General features: G+C 54.2%; 12 protein-coding genes. 4 read left to right on the forward strand and 8 right to left on the reverse strand.

Features of this window, described 5'->3' with window-relative positions:
- Positions 1–375 precede the first annotated feature (375 nt).
- From gudD to dgt, 6 genes are all read right to left on the reverse strand, one after another.
- Positions 376–1,713, reverse strand: a complete 1,338-nt coding sequence (gudD, locus tag KWG64_RS23520) for a glucarate dehydratase (RefSeq protein ID WP_218523299.1) — start codon at positions 1,711–1,713, stop codon at positions 376–378.
- A 31-nt stretch (positions 1,714–1,744) separates the two neighbouring features.
- Positions 1,745–3,082: a glucarate dehydratase family protein gene (locus KWG64_RS23525; RefSeq protein ID WP_218523300.1), complete on the reverse strand. Its 1,338-nt coding sequence runs from the start codon at positions 3,080–3,082 to the stop codon at positions 1,745–1,747.
- Positions 3,079–4,455, reverse strand: a complete 1,377-nt coding sequence (locus KWG64_RS23530; protein WP_195813771.1) for an MFS transporter — start codon at positions 4,453–4,455, stop codon at positions 3,079–3,081. Before KWG64_RS23530 ends, KWG64_RS23525 begins: the two co-directional genes overlap by 4 nt.
- 305 nt (positions 4,456–4,760) lie before the next feature.
- The gene (locus KWG64_RS23535) at positions 4,761–5,921 is read right to left on the reverse strand and encodes a CdaR family transcriptional regulator (protein ID WP_152327672.1); all 1,161 of its coding nucleotides are present in this window, start codon (positions 5,919–5,921) and stop codon (positions 4,761–4,763) included.
- Positions 5,922–6,138: 217 nt separating this feature from the next.
- Entirely contained in the window at positions 6,139–7,584 is a 1,446-nt protein-coding gene (gene degP, locus KWG64_RS23540) for a serine endoprotease DegP (RefSeq protein ID WP_195813770.1), read from the reverse strand.
- A 329-nt stretch (positions 7,585–7,913) separates the two neighbouring features.
- Positions 7,914–9,428 (reverse strand): dGTPase, encoded by a 1,515-nt coding sequence (gene dgt / locus KWG64_RS23545; RefSeq protein ID WP_195823801.1) that lies wholly within the window; start codon positions 9,426–9,428, stop codon positions 7,914–7,916.
- Between the two features lie 184 nt (positions 9,429–9,612).
- Here dgt and mtnN point away from each other — a divergent pair, with 184 nt between their 5' ends.
- The 3 genes from mtnN (at position 9,613) to KWG64_RS23560 (ending at position 11,718) form a co-directional block, all read left to right on the forward strand.
- The gene (gene mtnN / locus KWG64_RS23550; RefSeq protein ID WP_152327669.1) at positions 9,613–10,317 is read left to right on the forward strand and encodes a 5'-methylthioadenosine/S-adenosylhomocysteine nucleosidase; all 705 of its coding nucleotides are present in this window, start codon (positions 9,613–9,615) and stop codon (positions 10,315–10,317) included.
- Positions 10,317–11,123 carry a vitamin B12 ABC transporter substrate-binding protein BtuF gene (gene btuF, locus KWG64_RS23555; protein WP_218523301.1) on the forward strand — a complete coding sequence of 269 codons (807 nt, stop codon included), beginning with the start codon at positions 10,317–10,319 and terminating at the stop codon, positions 11,121–11,123. The genes mtnN and btuF overlap by 1 nt, the downstream gene beginning before the upstream one ends.
- A gap of 349 nt (positions 11,124–11,472) precedes the next feature.
- Positions 11,473–11,718, forward strand: a complete 246-nt coding sequence (locus KWG64_RS23560; RefSeq protein WP_152327667.1) for a hypothetical protein — start codon at positions 11,473–11,475, stop codon at positions 11,716–11,718.
- Between the two features lie 101 nt (positions 11,719–11,819).
- Here the strand turns inward: KWG64_RS23560 and erpA are convergent, their stop codons facing one another.
- Positions 11,820–12,179: an iron-sulfur cluster insertion protein ErpA gene (erpA, locus tag KWG64_RS23565; protein ID WP_369825840.1), complete on the reverse strand. Its 360-nt coding sequence runs from the start codon at positions 12,177–12,179 to the stop codon at positions 11,820–11,822.
- A gap of 88 nt (positions 12,180–12,267) precedes the next feature.
- Positions 12,268–13,731: a H(+)/Cl(-) exchange transporter ClcA gene (gene clcA, locus KWG64_RS23570; protein ID WP_218523302.1), complete on the reverse strand. Its 1,464-nt coding sequence runs from the start codon at positions 13,729–13,731 to the stop codon at positions 12,268–12,270.
- Positions 13,732–13,917: 186 nt separating this feature from the next.
- Between clcA and hemL the strand changes: the two genes are divergently transcribed.
- Complete coding sequence (hemL, locus tag KWG64_RS23575) at positions 13,918–15,198, forward strand: glutamate-1-semialdehyde 2,1-aminomutase (RefSeq protein WP_195813765.1); 1,281 nt, start codon at positions 13,918–13,920, stop codon at positions 15,196–15,198.
- The last annotated feature ends 14 nt before the right edge of the window (positions 15,199–15,212 follow it).

Raw genomic sequence — 15,212 nt, forward strand, 5'->3', positions numbered from 1 at the left:
TGGCTAAAGGCAATCTGGCCGGGCGGAAGCAGGTGGAAGCGTCCGTGGAATGATTGATTTGAAGGTGGGGTATCCATTGTTTTATTCATCAAATAAATACAACAAAATCAGAGTGATGACAGAAGCTAAACCTTAAAAGGCGTGCGCGTTGTGAGGCGGTTCACAGGTATGAGGAATGCAGAATAAGTGAAGCACATTAAAAAATGTTCACCGGCGCACGTTCGGACTGGTTTCACCACGCTTTGAGATGGTGGGAAAGAAAGGCTGATTGCCATGAAAGTTCGGATGTAATCAATTAAGAGTAAAAACAAAAAAGCCCTGACGGCAACGTCAGGGCGGTGGCCATTACTGCACCAATTTTTTTGAATCTGACGGCTACCGAACCAGACAAGGTTTCTTCGGATCAAACTTCCAGTCCGGCACCAGGAACTGCATGCCCTGAGCATCATCGCGCGCGCCCAGCCCCATCCCTTTGTAGAGTTCGTGAGCTTTCATCACCTGATCCATATCCAGCTCAACGCCCAGCCCCGGTTGTTCCGGCACGCGCACTTTACCGCCTTTGATTTGCAGCGGTTCTTTGGTCAGACGCTGATTGCCTTCCTGCCAGATCCAGTGCGTATCGATGGCGGTGATTTTGCCCGGCGCAGCGGCGGCAACCTGAGTGAACATCGCCAGCGAGATATCAAAGTGGTTATTGGAGTGAGAACCCCACGTCAGGCCCCATTCGTGGCACATCTGCGCCACGCGCACCGAGCCCTGCATGGTCCAGAAATGCGGATCCGCCAGCGGAATATCCACAGATTTCAGCTGGATGGTATGGCCCATCTGACGCCAGTCGGTGGCGATCATATTGGTCGCAGTCGGTAAGCCGGTGGCCTGACGGAATTCCGCCATCACTTCACGGCCTGAGAAGCCCTGCTCTGCGCCGCACGGATCTTCCGCATAGGCCAGCACGCCACGCAGTTGTTTGCCGAGCGCGATGGCTTCATTCAGCGACCACGCGCCGTTCGGATCCAGCGTGATGCGCGCCTGCGGGAAGCGTTGCGCCAATGCGGTCACCGCTTCGGCTTCTTCACTGCCGGCCAGCACGCCGCCTTTCAGTTTGAAATCATTGAAGCCGTATTTTTCATACGCGGCTTCGGCCAGACGCACCACGGCAGCAGGCGTCAGGGCTTCTTCGTGGCGCAGACGATACCAGTCGCAGTTGTCGCCGGGCTGGCTCTGGTAGCCGAGCGACGTTTTATTGCGGTCGCCAACGTAGAACAGGTAGCCAAGCATTTCGACTTCGTCGCGCTGCTGACCGTCGCCGAGCAGAGACGCGACGGTGACGCCCAGATGTTTGCCGAGCAGATCCAGCATCGCCGCTTCAATCGCGGTCACGACGTGGATTGTGGTGCGTAAATCGAAAGTTTGCAGCCCGCGGCCGGAGGCATCGCGGTCGGCAAATTTTTCGCGCACGGCAGTCATGACATTTTTGTATTCGCCCAGCGTTTTGCCGATCACCAGTAAGGAGGAATCATCCAGCGTCTGGCGGATTTTCTCGCCGCCCGGGACTTCGCCCACGCCGGTATTCCCGCTGCTGTCTTTGAGGATCAGGATGTTACGGGTGAAAAAAGGTGCGTGCGCCCCGCTGAGGTTGAGCAACATGCTGTCGTGCCCGGCCACCGGGATCACCTGCATGGAAACAATTTTTGGTGTAGATGAAGAGGTCATGCTAACTCCTTAGTGAATTCGGATTCCGTAATCAGCGGCCCATCGCCGGGCGCTTGCGATCGAATGTCCAGCCGGGGATCAGGTACTGCATCGCCGCCGCATCGTTGCGTGCGCCGGTCGGCAGCTTTCTGTGCAGCTCATGGGCGCGGTGGATCTGATCCATGTCGATCTCAATCCCTAACCCCGGTTTCTCCGGCACTTTTATTTTCCCGTTGACGATTTGCAGCGGCTCTTTGGTCAGGCGCTGATTGCCTTCCTGCCAGATCCAGTGCGTATCAATCGCCGTCGGTTTACCGGGCACGGCCGCGCCAACGTGGGTAAACATCGCCAGAGAAATATCGAAATGGTTGTTGGAATGGCAGCCCCAGGTCAGGCCCCACTCATCGCACAGATGCGCCACGCGTACCGCGCCGTGCATGGTCCAGAAGTGCGGATCCGCCAGCGGAATATCGACGGACTGCAACATCACGGCGTGCTGCATCTCGCGCCAGTTGGTGGCTATCATGTTGGTGGCGACCGGCAAACCGGTGGCGCGGCGGAACTCGGCCATCACTTCGCGGCCTGAAAAACCCTGCTCCGCGCCGCACGGATCTTCCGCATAGCTGAGGATCCCGTGCAGGTTTTTACACAAATCAATCGCTTCATCGAGCAGCCACGCGCCGTTCGGATCGACGGTAATCCGCGCATCCGGGAAACGTTTTGCCAGCGCTTTCACCGCGTCAATTTCCTGCTCACCGGGCAGTACACCGCCTTTGAGTTTGAAATCTTTAAAGCCGTAGCGATCCTGCGCGGCTTCCGCCAGCTGCACCACGGCGTCGCTGTTCATCGCTTTCTGATGACGCAGGTGATACCAGTCGTGAACGCCGCGCGCGCCTTCCTGATACGGTAAATCTGTTTTCTGCCGGTCGCCGATATAGAAGAGATAACCGAGCACCGTCACTTCGTCGCGCTGTTTGCCCGGCCCGAGCAGTTCGCACACCGGCACGCCGAGGAATTTGCCCATCAGATCCAGCAGCGCAGCTTCCAGCGCCGCCACCGCATTGACGCGCAACTCGAACGTCCACGCGCCTTTACCAAACGAATCGAAATCCGACGACTGATTACCCACGTGAATCTGATGCACCAGCCGGTTCATCCGCGCCACTTCCTGGCCTTTGACCTGCGCGATAGCTTCCACCAGCGTGTTGTAAATCACTTCACCGCCCGGCGCTTCGCCCACGCCGGTGTTCCCGGCGCTGTCCGTCAGAATCACGATGTTACGGGTGAAGTAAGCGCCGTGTGCGCCGCCGATGTTCATCAGCATGCTGTCGTGCCCGGCCACAGGAATAACCTGCATATCAGTGATGACCGGAGAAGATTGCGTACTCATCGTGAGGCTCCTTTTCCTGCGGTGGCAGATACGAGAGGTTTCAACTGGATACGTTCAATTTTGCCGACAATGAAGACGTAGCTGATGACGGCGAGCAGGGCGTGGATCCCGACGAAAATCAGTGCGCCGTTAAACGAACCGGTGGTACCGATAATGTAGCCGACCGCAATCGGGGTGATGATGCCGGAAACGTTACCGAACATGTTGAACAACCCGCCGCTCAGCCCGCTAATTTCTTTCGGTGCGGTATCGGCCATAACCGCCCAGCCCAGCGCGCCCAGCCCTTTGCCGAAGAAGGCGAACGCCATAATTCCGACGACCATCCATTCGGTATCGACGTAGTTGCAGGCAATCATCGACATCGACAGCAGCATACCGATAACGATCGGCGCTTTGCGTGACAGCGTCAGGTTGTTGGTTCTGCGCATCAGCCAGTCGGAAATAATCCCGCCCAGCACGCCGCCGAGGAAGCCGCAAATGGCCGGAACCGACGCCACCATGCCCGCTTTAAGAATGGACATTCCGCGTGCCTGAACCAGATAAACCGGGAACCAGGTGATGAAGAAGTAAGTCAGCGCATTGATGCAATACTGGCCGATGTAGATGCCGATCATCATGCGCGATTTCATTAACTGTTTGAGCTGTGAGGCTTTCTCGCCTTTGACTTTCGCCTTTTTAGTAGCTTTCTGATCCATATTGATCAGCGCGCCACCGGCTTCCATGTAGTCGAGTTCGGCCTGATTGACGCCCGGATGATCTTTCGGATCGTGGATCACTTTCAGCCAGATAAAGCTCAGGATGATCCCCAGTCCGCCCATGAAGAAGAAGACGTGTGACCAGCCTACGGCCTGTGTCAGCCAGCCCATAATCGGGGCAAAAATCACAGTAGCGAAATACTGTGCGGAGTTAAAAATCGAAACCGCTGTTCCGCGTTCCTGTGCCGGGAACCATGCCGCAACAATCCGGCTGTTGCCCGGGAAAGAAGGCGCTTCAGCCAGGCCGACCAGGAAACGTAATACGAAGAGGGAAACTACGATGCCGAAGCCGCTGAATATATCGACGAACCCTTGCAACAATGTGAATAATGACCAGATGAAAATACTGTAGAAGTAAACTTTTTTGGAACCGAATTTATCCAGTAACCAGCCACCGGGTATTTGTCCGATAACGTAGGCCCAGGAAAATGCCGAAAATATATATCCCATCCCGACAGAATCGAGACCGATATCTTTCGCCATTGCCGACCCTGCAATAGATAACGTCGCGCGGTCGCCGTAATTAAATGATGTGACGATAAATAACATCACCACGATCCAGTAGCGCGCATTAGTTCTTTTTTTCACGGCACTGGCTGATGAAACGATTGTTTCCATGATGTTCTCCGGAATTGAGAGTGATGCAAATACCCCAAGGTATAAGTCATTCCAGCCAGCCACAGAACTGTAGGGTTCAGAGAGGAAGGAAGAATGCCAGTATAAGAACAACCGGAAACCAACTCATTAGGCAAAGTGACAAGCATGGAAAGCGGTTTGCATTTATCTTGAGGCGAATGCCCAGTACCATGCGAGTCAGTTCACGAAAAGAGAATGGCTTGTGATTGACGTCACGTTTAATTAAATTCGGCAATTTCGTCCTGAAAATATCCGCTAAAGAAATACTTTCAGGACGCACAGATTAATTAAACCTGATCGTTATCTAATTGAAGTGCCACATACAACAACAGGCGATCGTCAAAATTTCCCAGATCCAAACCGGTTAATTCCGAAATACGGTTTAAACGATATTCCAGCGTATTACGGTGAATATAAAGTGCCTTAGACGTTGCCGTGGGTTGCACATTATTATGAAACCACGACGCCAGTGTACGCCGCAGTAATCCGTTGCCGTCGGTGGCCTTCAGACGCGCCAGCGGCCGCACCAGTTCATCGGCCTGCCAGCCGCCGCGAAGGCTGTCGAGCAGCACCGGCAAAATCAGATCCTGATAGAAGTAGCAACGCTGCTCGGGCATGCGCTGTTTGCCGACGGTCATGGTGGTTCGCGCGGTGCGATACGACCGGGCAATACTGCCGGGGCCGCTGAAGAAGTTGCCGAGGGAAATACGGACGCGCAGACGACCGGTTTCGGTCATGCGCGACAACAGATGATCGATTCGCTGCCGGTGACCGTCCGGATCCCAGCGATCGTAGCTGTTCAGCGCCGGTTTCAGCACCACCATTTCGGTGAGCGAAACAATCGCGATCAGGTTATCGCGCTCCGGCGTGGTCAGTAAGGTTTGCAGCTGTTGCAGCTCCGCCATCGCGGAATCCACGCCGAGCTGACCGCTGTCGACTTCGACCACCGCCGCCACGCGCGGGCGGTTCAGGTCAATGCCCAGACGCTGCGCCCACTCCATTAATGCAGGAGAAAGTTCGTCCACGCGGATCAGGTTCAGCACCAGTTCTTCGCGCAAACGGCTGTCCTGCGCGAGCATATGTAACAAACGCGCCTGCTCAAGCATCATTTCGGCGGTCATGCAGACCAGTTCGCCGTACTGACGCAGCTGCGACGGATTGCCTGTCAGGCCAATCACGCCGACAATCTGGCCATCTATGCGCAGCGGCAGGTTGATCCCCGGACGCACTCCGTGCAAATGCCGTGCAACACCTTCATCGATATCGACAATACGTTCCTGCGAAATGGACAACAGCGCACCTTCGTGCAATTCGCCAAGACGCTGATCGTCACCGCTACCGATTATTCTTCCCCGTCCATCCATGACATTCACATTACTATCAATGATTTGCATTGTTCGGGCAACAATCTGTTGCGCCAGCTTTGCATCGAGATGATACGCTGACATGATCCCCTGCCTTGCCTGTTTTATCGTTGTCAGACCAGCATACCCAGCGGCTTACGCCGACACATTATGCAAATGCCCAAAGAGCGAAAGCACCTATTGAAGTTGCGGGTAAGGTCACATTTTTAAGCAAATGCCCAAGAAAATTCAGGCGCGGATCGGGAGAAAAAAGCATAAAAAAAGGCACGCCGGAGCGTGCCTTGTGAGGACTGCCTGCGGATTATTGCGCCAGCAGGTAGATTGAAGAGTCACCACGCTGAATATCCAGCGCCAGTACAGACGGCTTGGTATCCAGAATTTTACGCAGCTCGCCTAAGTTAGCGACTTTCTGCTGGTTCACGCCCAGGATCACATCGCCTTTTTTCAGGCCAATGCTCGCAGCTTTTGAACCCGGTTTCACTTCGTCAACTTTCACGCCTTTCTGGTCGCCCGCGGTGCCATTGCTCAGCTCAGCACCTTCAATGCCGGTGAAAATGTTGCCGGATTCCACTTTAGGCGTTTGCGTGCTTTGCTCAATGGTCACGTCAACGTTCACCGGTTTGCCTTCACGCAGCAGACCCAGCGTCACTTTGGTGCCGATTGGCATGGTGCCGATATCCGCACGGAACGACGCGAAGCTGCTGATTGGCTTGCCGTTCATGCTCAGGATCACGTCGCCCGCTTTGATGCCCGCTTTTTCTGCGGCAGATTTCGGCATGACCTGGCTGATGAATGCGCCGCGCTGTGCGTCTACTTTCATCGCTTTCGCCAGCTCGGAGTTAAGCTCGGTACCCATGATGCCCAGTTCGCCACGTTTCACCTGGCCGAATTCGATCATCTGTTTGGACAGGTTTTTCACCATGTTACTTGGGATCGCAAAGCCGATACCGATGTTGCCGCCGTCCGGTGCCAGGATCGCCGTGTTCAGACCAATCAGTTCACCGTTCAGGTTAACCAGCGCGCCGCCGGAGTTACCGCGGTTAATCGCCGCATCCGTCTGGATGAAGTTTTCATAGTTTTCGATGTTCAGGCCGGAACGTCCCAGCGCAGACACGATACCGGATGTCACGGTTTCGCCTAAACCATACGGGTTACCAATCGCCACGGTGTAGTCACCCACGCGCAGCTGCTCGGAATCGGCGATTTTAATCGCGGTCAGGTTTTTGGCGTTTTGCAGCTGAATAACCGCGATGTCAGAACGTGGATCTTTACCGATCACTTTCGCATCGAACTTACGGCCATCGTTCAGCTGTACGCTGATTTTTGTCGCGTTATCAACAACGTGGTTGTTGGTCACAACATAACCTTTATCCGCATCAATAATTACGCCGGAACCCAGCGCACGGAAATCTTCTTTCTGTTCAGGTGCTGGCTGACCGTCAGGTCCCTGACCGCCGCCCTGACAAACCGGGGAGCCCTGGAACGGCGAACCGTCCTGGCACAGCGGAGAGTTCTGACCAAAGAATTGCTGGAACTGCTGGCCCATACGCGGTGTTTTCACCGGCGCGCTGCCTTCCACGTTCACACTCACCACGGACGGCATCACTTTTTCAAGCATCGGTGCCAGGCTTGGCAGCTGTGTGGTGCTCGAAGATGCGGTTTCGGCAGCCAGAGCAGACGAAACCGGGGCCATTGCCATACCAACACTTAACGCTAAAGCGCTGAGGAATAAAGTCGATTTTTTCATTTTTCAGGATCTCTTAAAATTATTGTGGCAACCAAAATAGTCGCGTTGTTTGGTAGTCGTGATACTGAGATGGTATTAATAGCGTGAAGTTCATCAGGGTCATACTGACAATGGTAAAAAAGTATTGTCATTATTTACAAATGGCGCTTTTTCGGACAGTTTCGTAAAGAAAATAAAAGACGTTTAAATTTAACCCTTAACTTTTACCCTAAATAATTCGTATTGCAGGAAGGCGGCAATTGAAGAAGTCCCGATGAGCTGACTGTAGTCAGTGATTTGGGCGACTGAATGCGGCCAACGCATCTGCAATGCAAAGTATGACGGGTAAATTATTCTGCCGCCATCAGACGTCTATATTCATCGTACGCATAAAGATCTGTCATGCCGCTGATATAATCCTGAATCATTCTCGCCCGGTAATAGAACTCCTGCGCGGAAAATTCCGAAACACCTGCGCCTTCGAGCGCCACGACGGCATTGTTATACGCCAGACGGTGTTTGGCAGAAATCTTATGCAACAGACGGGTTTCTATAGGATATTTCCTGTGCGTATCCTCTTCAACCAGCTGGCTAAAATCAGACAATGGCATATCCAGCAACGGGCTGTAAATATCCAGTAATCCGCTGATCACCCGGTAACCCTGTAATTCCAGCTCCTCGACTTCTGGGTGGTTGAATACCTGTTTGAATGCGACGGATTTATAAATCTCTAACAAACGGTTCGCCTGACTGTCATCTTCGAGCAGCGCATGATTAAAGGTTCCCTGATAAACATCTTCTATATTATCAATGAATCTGCGCGCCGCGTGAGGCACCAGCTGTTTAACCGTCTGAACGCGAAGTTCCATAAAGAAATAATCCACCGGATTACGGAATGTTTTCGCTTTATCCATTTTTTCATACGCGGTGCGAACCACTTTATCGAAGATGTCATTCTTCTCAATGTCGCCCCATTCACGCGTCAGGTATTTATAGAGTTCTTCGACGCTGAAAATATTTTTCTCAACCGCATCTTCCAGATCGGCGATGCAGTAAGAAATATCGTCTGCGGCTTCCATAATGTAGGTCAGCGGGAAACGGTTGAACTCCCCTAATCCGAGTTCACTGCGCAGCTCTTTGATGAACGTTTCTTCAGCCAGATAAAAACCGGGCTTTTTCATCAGATAATCGTGCGAAGGCAGGCGGTTCATTGAGTACGCCGGACGGGTATATTTCAGGATGCAGGCGGTCTGGCTGTAAGTCAGATTGAGTTTGAGCAACGTAAACACCAGGCGAATGGCCTGAGCATTGCCTTCAAAATTGCTTAGGTCGTAACGGATTTTACTGCGCAGCTGATTCAGCTCCGCCTCGTCCGGCGTCAGCCGCAAACAGGCCACCAGACAGGAATCGGTTTCAGGCGGCGTTTCGCCACAGCTTTCGATATCCATGCGCTTTTTGAACCAGTTATTAATTGCCGACTCGCCGAAATGCCCGAAAGGCGGATTGCCGATGTCGTGCATCAGGCAGGCCATTTCAACCACGCTTTCGAACGGATCGGTCACGTCGTCCAGCCCGTAAACCTCGAGCTTGCCCTGACGGCGCAGGCGGTGCAGGATTTCTTTCGCAATGTGGCGGCCCACCTGCTGAACTTCGAGGGAATGCGTCAGGCGGCTGCGGACGGCGGCGTTTTTCTCCAGCGGGAAGACTTGTGTTTTTTGTTGCAGACGGCGGATGGCGGCAGAATTGATAATACGTCCCCGGTCGCTCTCAAACTGCCGGACGACGTCATATGCATCCCGCGCCTCAATCGGGGCGCTAAACGGGCGCTGAAAATTGAATTTCGCTTTAAAATCGATCCCGGACATGATTTCCCACCTTTTCAGCCACTCACGCGCCCGGCCAGCCCGCGTTTTGCGTAACAAAACCCACGGCCCAAACGCATTATCTCTTCCCTTTAGCCATGATAGACTATCGCACATTGTTTTCGTTATTAAACCGTCAATTCCGCACCTGCTGCGGTTCATTTCACCCCAATCTGCGAGTATTCATATGAAAGTAGGCATTATTGGCGCAATGGAGCAGGAAGTGACCCTGCTGCGCGACAAAATCATCAACCGTCAGACTATTGAGCGTGCTGGCTGCGAAATTTATACCGGTCAGCTGAACGGTGTGGACGTCGCGCTGCTGAAATCAGGCATCGGTAAAGTGTCTGCGGCGATGGGTACGACGCTGCTGCTGGAACATTGCCGCCCGGATGTGGTGATCAATACCGGTTCTGCCGGTGGTCTGGCGAAAACGCTGAAAGTCGGCGATATCGTGGTTTCCGATGAAGTTCGCTACCACGACGCGGATGTGACCGCATTTGGTTATGAGCCGGGTCAGATGGCGGGTTGCCCGGCAGCTTTCGTGGCGGCACCTTTCCTGATCGAACTGGCTGAAACCTGTATCCGCGAGCTGGACCTGAACGCCGTGCGCGGTCTGGTGTGCAGCGGTGACGCATTCATCAACGGTGCAGCGCCTCTGGCCCGCATTCGTGCCACCTTCCCGAACGTCGCTGCCGTGGAAATGGAAGCTGCCGCAGTCGGCCATGTTTGCCATCTTTTCGACACGCCTTTCGTGGTTGTACGTGCCATTTCTGACGTCGCAGACACCGAATCTCACCTGAGTTTTGAAGAGTTCCTGGTGGTTGCTGCACAGCAATCCACGCTGATGGTTGATGCCATGCTGAAAGCACTGGCTGCTTCCGAAGAGTGATGATGCGCCGGTTCTGTCTTTTACTGATTTGCCTGTCGCTGCCCCTGATGGCGACAGCGGCACCGGCGCAGCGGGTGATCAGCCTCGCGCCTAATCTGACAGAACTGGCGTTTGCTGCGGGCATGGGCGATCGGCTGGTCGGAGTTAGTGCTTACTCCGACTTCCCGCCGCAGGCCAGCAAGCTTGAGCAGGTTGCGAACTGGCAGGGAATCAATGTCGAGCGCATTGTGACGCTAAAACCGGATCTGGTGCTCGCCTGGCGCGGCGGTAATCCGCAGCGTCCGCTTGATCAGCTCACGTCTCTGGGCATCAGGGTCATTTATCTCGATCCGCAGAATGCGCAAGATGTGGCAAAGGCGCTGGAACAGCTGGCAGCCTACAGCCCGGAGCCTGCAAAAGCTCAGCAGGCAGCCCGTGGTTTTCATCAGCAATGGCAGACTCTGAAGCAAAAGTATCACCGCGAAAAGCCGGTTCCGGCATTTATCCAGTTCGGCACTCAGCCGCTGTTTACCGCCTCATCCGCAACAATGCAAAGTGAAGTGCTGGAAGTCTGTGGCGCAAAAAATGTTTTCGCCGACAGCCGTGTTCCCTGGCCTCAGGTCAGCCGGGAGCAGGTTTTAAGCCGTCAGCCACAGGTTATTGTTATATCGGGAGGAAAATCGCAAAAAGCGATCATTGAAGCCTACTGGCATTCCCTGCTCAATGCGCAGGTTATCGCACTCGAACCGGACTGGTTCAGCCGCGCGGGGCCACGTATTTTGCTGGCAGCACAACAGCTCTGCCCTCAGCTTGCTGCCTTGCCTTAAAGGTGAATGCTTACTAACAAAACGTTTCCCCGCCAAAATCTGTGCGCTGTGGCACTTTTCCGAATTGTTCTTTTATTAACCAAAATCAATAATGCAGCCCTGTCATCTGGTAACATGCCTGTCGTAGAATTATCCGGTTCGTGCACTTTCCCCGCTTGAACGTTATCTCTTTGTTGTACAGACGAAATAATAAAAGTCACGCCAGAACGTTAAAAATAACGTCACTAAAAGGCATGACTGGCATCCAAATCATAAGAATTTTGGATTAAAGGCCACGAAAACATTACCGATAACCTTCTCAGCCCCTGGCTGATTTTTATTGTGATTACACCAGCAGGAAAAAATATTAATGAAAGTACTCCTCCTCAGCGTGCTGCTGGCTTTGAGCCCGCTGGTCGCGGTCGCGGGCATGACAAGTGGCGAGATCCACATCAGCCTGACCATTTTACCGACCTGCAAAGTTGATGTGGCGCACTCCGGCACGTCCGTAACCTGCGCCAGCCGCACAATGATGCAGCCGCACATCAGCGAAATGATGCTCGCTTCCGTTCCGGGCATCAGCACGGATTCCAAACTGGTGACGGTGGAATGGTAAGTTGCATGTGAATGCTTACTTACCTCAGCGTCCGCCATCAACCATTAAAAAAGCCCGTCTGCATCAGCAAACGGGCTTTTTCTTTTAAGGATGAAGGGTAATCAGATGCTGAAGGAGGAACCGCAACCACATGTAGTCTTCGCGTTCGGATTCGTCACCACGAAACGTGAACCTTCCAGACCTTCGGTGTAATCCACGGAGCCGCCTACCAGATATTGCAGACTCATTGGATCGACTACCAGCGCCACACCTGATTTCTCAATGGTCATGTCGCCGTCGTTGATTTTGTCATCAAAGGTAAAACCGTACTGGAAACCGCTGCAACCACCACCGGTGATATAAACACGCAGTTTCAGGTTCGGGTTTTCTTCATCAGAAATCAGGTTCTTCACCTTCTTCGCTGCGTTTTCAGTAAACTGTAACGGCAACGCAGCAGTTTCATTCAACAATGCTTCGCTCATAATCTCTCGCTCCCAATCCGCATTTGTTCAGGCCGCCGGATTGACTGTCTGAATAATGTACTCATTATCTTATACATGAGTTAATGCTTCAAGTATGGGATGTTTTGGTCGCGCTGTCCTGACTATTGGTGCCTTTCGCCTCAGATTCTGCCTGCGCTTTTTCGGCATTTTCACGTTCCTGCCGTTGCAGGGTGCGGGTAAGAATGGCGGAATACAAGGGCTTACCTCCCAAAAACTGCGCCAGCAACGTTGCGCCGAGACAGGTGATAATCATCGGTAAAATGAGCTGATAGTTATCGGTCATTTCCAGCACCAGCACAATTCCGGTGAGCGGCGCACGTACACTGCCCGCAAATAACGCGCCCATTCCGGCAATCGCAAAAGTCGCGGGCTCAATACCGTATTGCGGGAAAAAGTACATCGCCGCGGTGCCGAATGCGGTGCCCAGCAAAGTGCCGAGCGCTAACATCGGCGCGAAAATCCCGCCCGGCGCACCGGAGGCGAAGCACAATAACGTGGTCGCGACGCGGACAACAAACAGAAACAGCAGCATCAGCAGGCTGTATTTCCCGGCCGCCGCCAGCGGGATCAGCGCAAAGCCGCCGCCTGCCGCTTCCGGCTGAACCAGCCCAAGCAACCCGCAAAAGCCGCCCAGAATGCCGCCGATAATCAGGATTTTCTTCAGATTGCCGCCGTGAATGCGCGCAAACATATCCTGTGTACGGAAAATCAGCGCGTTAAAGCTGACACCTACCACACCAAAAACCATGCCTAACACCAGATAGAGCCACAGCGTGTTGAGGGGTGCGTTCGCCAGTTTCCCGACTTCAATCACCGCGCCATCTCCGTTGAAAATGCGAAAGACGATGCTCGACATAATCACGCCGATAAACACCGCTTTGATGGAAATCAGGCTGTACCGGAATTGCAGGCGCATCTCTTCGAGAATGAACAGGATCCCCGCCAGCGGTGCGTTGAAAGCGGCCGAAAGCCCCGCCGCCGCGCCGGTTGCCAGCAAAGAATGGCGCGCTTCGGCGCTGCGCAGCCGGAAGATATCCACCATCATTTTCCCGACGTTTGCGCCCATCTGCACGGTCGGCCCTTCCCTGCCCAACACCATGCCGGCGCCGAGCGTGCCCATCCCACCAAAAAACTTCACCGGGATAACGCGCCACCAGCGAACGGGCCGTAATTCTTCCAGCGCGCCCTCAATTTCAGGGATGCCGGAGCCGCCCGCTTCCGGGGCAAAACGCCGCACCAGGTAATAGCCCAACATCGCCAGCACGGCGGAAACCACAAAGGTCAGCGGCCACAGCAGGATCCAGTAATCGCTGAAAAATCCTAAGCCGGTGAGGCGCAGGTGCATTACCCAGTTCACCGCTTTTTCGAACGCCACGCCGAGCAGCCCGGCGACGGTACCGGCCACCGCCGCGACCATCAAAATCGTCACCGGTGTCTTATCGCGGCGCAGGAAAAGGCGCAGCACTTCACTGCGTTTACGCGGACCGCGCAGGCGCGGATTATCTAAATGTTCAGAGTCTGATTCATTCATTAGGTGAAAGGTTATGTGGAAAGAGTTGGGAAAGATTGATGGATTTAATCATACAAAATGCCCGCCTGACAGGATCTGCAACAATATGCCGCACGGTTTACGGTTTGATAACGCCGCTCACTTCTCTAGAATGGGCGCATCAACATTCTTATTACATACAGAACCCAGCAATTCAGGAGCCGAATAATGAGTAAGTCAGAAAGTCTGTTCACGCAGGCGCAAGCGCTAATCCCGGGCGGTGTTAACTCGCCGGTACGTGCCTTCTCCGGCGTCGGCGGCGTCCCCTTATTCATTGCGCGCGCAGACGGCGCGTTCCTGTTTGATGCCGATGGCAAAGCCTATATCGACTACGTCGGCTCGTGGGGCCCGATGGTCCTCGGCCACAACAACGCGGAAATCCGCAATGCGGTGATTGAAGCTGCGCAACGCGGCCTGAGCTTTGGCGCACCGACTGAAATGGAAGTCAAAATGGCCGAGCTGGTCACCGGACTGGTGCCAAGCATGGACATGGTTCGCATGGTGAACTCCGGTACGGAAGCGACCATGAGCGCCATCCGTCTGGCGCGCGGCTTCACGCATCGCGATAAAATCGTCAAATTCGAAGGCTGTTACCATGGCCACGCCGACTGCCTGCTGGTGAAAGCCGGTTCCGGCGCGCTGACTCTCGGCCAGCCAAACTCGCCGGGCGTGCCCGCTGATTTCGCCAAACATACCCTGACCTGCACCTATAACGATCTGGATTCTGTCCGCGCGGCGTTTGAACAGTTCCCGGACGATATCGCCTGTATCATCGTTGAGCCGGTCGCGGGCAACATGAACTGCGTGCCGCCACTGCCGGAATTCCTGCCGGGCCTGCGTGCGATTTGTGATGAGTTCGGCGCACTGCTGATTATCGACGAAGTGATGACGGGTTTCCGCGTCGCGCTGGGCGGTGCTCAGGATTATTACGATGTAACGCCTGACCTGACCTGTCTGGGCAAAATCATCGGCGGCGGTATGCCGGTGGGCGCATTTGGCGGACGCCGTGACGTGATGGAAGCGCTGGCGCCAACCGGCCCGGTGTATCAGGCGGGTACGCTTTCCGGTAACCCGATTGCGATGGCCGCCGGTATCGCCTGCCTGACGCAGGTGGCACAGCCAGGCGTTCATCAAACCCTGACCGAACGCACCACACAGCTGGCTGAAGGTTTACGTGAAGCCGCAGCAGAAGAGAACATTCCGTTTGTGGTGAACCACGTCGGCGGGATGTTTGGCCTGTTCTTTACCGATGCCAAAACCGTCACCGGCTATCAGGATGTGATGAAATGCGACGTTGAGCGTTTCAAGAAATTCTTCCACATGATGCTGGAAGAAGGCATTTATCTGGCACCTTCCGCGTTCGAAGCGGGCTTCATGTCTCTGGCCCACACGCAGGAAGACATTCAGCGCACCATCGACGCCGCACGCCGTTGTTTCGCTAAGCTTTAAGCCGCTATTTGGCA

Origin of the sequence: Rahnella sp. PD12R (genome assembly GCF_019200965.1) — a bacterium.
Taxonomy (GTDB): domain Bacteria; phylum Pseudomonadota; class Gammaproteobacteria; order Enterobacterales; family Enterobacteriaceae; genus Rahnella; species Rahnella laticis.

Bases quoted from the DNA above. Each gene is read 5' to 3' on its own strand.
- btuF (WP_218523301.1), top strand. From the start codon at position 10,317: ATGATGCGCCGGTTCTGTCTTTTACTGATTTGCCTGTCGCTGCCCCTG.
- degP (WP_195813770.1), bottom strand. From the start codon at position 7,584: ATGAAAAAATCGACTTTATTCCTCAGCGCTTTAGCGTTAAGTGTTGGT.
- KWG64_RS23535 (WP_152327672.1), bottom strand. From the start codon at position 5,921: ATGTCAGCGTATCATCTCGATGCAAAGCTGGCGCAACAGATTGTTGCC.
- clcA (WP_218523302.1), bottom strand. From the start codon at position 13,731: ATGAATGAATCAGACTCTGAACATTTAGATAATCCGCGCCTGCGCGGT.
- KWG64_RS23560 (WP_152327667.1), top strand. From the start codon at position 11,473: ATGAAAGTACTCCTCCTCAGCGTGCTGCTGGCTTTGAGCCCGCTGGTC.
- mtnN (WP_152327669.1), top strand. From the start codon at position 9,613: ATGAAAGTAGGCATTATTGGCGCAATGGAGCAGGAAGTGACCCTGCTG.
- gudD (WP_218523299.1), bottom strand. From the start codon at position 1,713: ATGACCTCTTCATCTACACCAAAAATTGTTTCCATGCAGGTGATCCCG.
- dgt (WP_195823801.1), bottom strand. From the start codon at position 9,428: ATGTCCGGGATCGATTTTAAAGCGAAATTCAATTTTCAGCGCCCGTTT.
- KWG64_RS23530 (WP_195813771.1), bottom strand. From the start codon at position 4,455: ATGGAAACAATCGTTTCATCAGCCAGTGCCGTGAAAAAAAGAACTAAT.
- erpA (WP_369825840.1), bottom strand. From the start codon at position 12,179: ATGAGCGAAGCATTGTTGAATGAAACTGCTGCGTTGCCGTTACAGTTT.
- KWG64_RS23525 (WP_218523300.1), bottom strand. From the start codon at position 3,082: ATGAGTACGCAATCTTCTCCGGTCATCACTGATATGCAGGTTATTCCT.
- hemL (WP_195813765.1), top strand. From the start codon at position 13,918: ATGAGTAAGTCAGAAAGTCTGTTCACGCAGGCGCAAGCGCTAATCCCG.